This is a genomic window from Pseudomonas sp. P5_A2_2, assembly GCF_054177685.1.
Map to the genome: position 1 here is coordinate 1 of NZ_JBGCUL010000962.1, position 1662 is coordinate 1662.

At 58.7% G+C, this 1662-nt stretch carries 3 protein-coding genes; all 3 read left to right on the forward strand.

Translation table 11 applies throughout. The annotated features are described in order from the left end of the window. Positions 1–255, forward strand: a 255-nt coding sequence (locus ACXRVY_RS27800) for a YraN family protein (protein ID WP_458238810.1), incomplete at its 5' end; no start/stop codon positions are given. Positions 256–359: 104 nt separating this feature from the next. Then, a complete protein-coding gene (locus ACXRVY_RS27805) occupies positions 360–953 on the forward strand; it encodes a phosphoheptose isomerase (protein ID WP_458238811.1) in 594 nt (197 codons plus the stop codon). Continuing rightward, positions 950–1528: a BON domain-containing protein gene (locus ACXRVY_RS27810; protein ID WP_458238812.1), complete on the forward strand. Its 579-nt coding sequence runs from the start codon at positions 950–952 to the stop codon at positions 1526–1528. The genes ACXRVY_RS27805 and ACXRVY_RS27810 overlap by 4 nt, the downstream gene beginning before the upstream one ends. Positions 1529–1662: the final 134 nt, after the last annotated feature.

The following is a 1662-nucleotide window of genomic DNA, read 5'->3' on the forward strand; positions in this document are numbered from 1 at the left end:
CGCGGCGAGCTTGATCTGGTCATGCTAGATGGCGATACAGTAGTATTCGTTGAAGTCCGCTACAGAAAAAACACTCAATGGGGTGGCGCGCTCGACAGCATCGATGAGCGCAAACGGCAAAAGCTGATTTTCGCCGCGCAATATTTTCTTCAGCGCGAGTCGCGCTGGGCCAATTCCCCTTGCCGCTTCGACGTGATTGCCATCGACAGCAACCTCGATCAGTTGAACTGGCTGCAGAATGCCTTCGACGGCTGATCGCCGGCATTGCGAACCGGACACTATCACCGAACACTTTTGCTCTTTGCTTTGCGGGCTGCACATTCATGTGCCGAACAGCCGCGCCACTTAAGGTCACACAGATGGACATGCAATCCCGAATTCGCCAGCTTTTTCAGGCCAGTATCGACACCAAGCAACAGGCGATGGAAGTACTTGCACCGCACATCGAGCAAGCCAGCCAGGTCATGGTCAACGCCCTGCTCAACGAAGGAAAAATKCTTTCCTGTGGTAACGGCGGCTCTGCCGGCGACGCCCAGCACTTCTCGTCCGAGCTGCTCAATCGCTTTGAGCGCGAGCGCCCGAGCCTGCCGGCCATCGCCCTGACGACCGACAGTTCGACGATCACCTCGATCGCCAACGACTACAGCTACAACGAAATCTTCTCCAAGCAGATCCGCGCACTCGGCCAACCGGGCGATGTGTTGCTGGCTATCTCCACCAGCGGCAACTCGRCCAACATAATTCAAGCGATCCAGGCCGCACATGATCGCGAAATGATTGTCGTAGCATTGACGGGACGTGATGGCGGCGGCATGGCGTCGCTGCTGTTGCCCGAGGACGTCGAGATTCGCGTACCGGCAAACGTCACCGCTCGTATTCAAGAAGTCCACCTGCTGGCGATCCATTGCCTTTGCGACTTGATCGACAGCCAACTGTTCGGGAGTGAARAATGACCCCTAATCGCCTTGRCCTACTGGCCTTGACCCTGTGCCTCGGCATCAGTGGCTGCACCTCGGTGGTGACTGCCAGCCGTGAAGCACCGATTGAAGATGACCGCGGCACCCGCACACTGGGCAGCAAGATCGACGACTCCCTGATCGACACCAAGGTTGGCGTGAACATCGCCAAGGCTGACCCGGCCCTGGATAAGGACTCGCACATCGTCGTCACCAGCTTCAACGGCGTCGTGCTGCTCGCCGGGCAAACGCCACGCGCAGACCTCAAGGCCAAGGCCGAACAGGCCGCTGCCGCGGTCCAGCGCGTGAAGCAGGTGCACAACGAACTGCAGATCCTGCCACCCTCCAGCTTCCTGGCCCGTCAGAACGACACCTGGTTGACCTCCAAAATCAAGGCCCAGATGCTCGCCGATGCCAACATCCCCGGTTCGCGCATCAAGATCGTCACTGAAAACGGCATCGTCTACATGCTGGGCCTGCTGACCAAGCAGGAAGCGGCGCAGGCGACCAACCTGGTGCAAGGTGTTTCCGGCGTGCAGAAGATTGTGAAGTTGTTTGAGTACATCGACTGAACCCCATCCTGCAGGAGCGAGCCTGCTCGCGAAAAACGTCCGGTGAACGGGTTCATCCAGACAGCCCGCGTCATCGTTCACGTCCATCGTCGGAACGCCGCCCGGAGCAGGCTCGCTCCTACATCGTTTGAAGG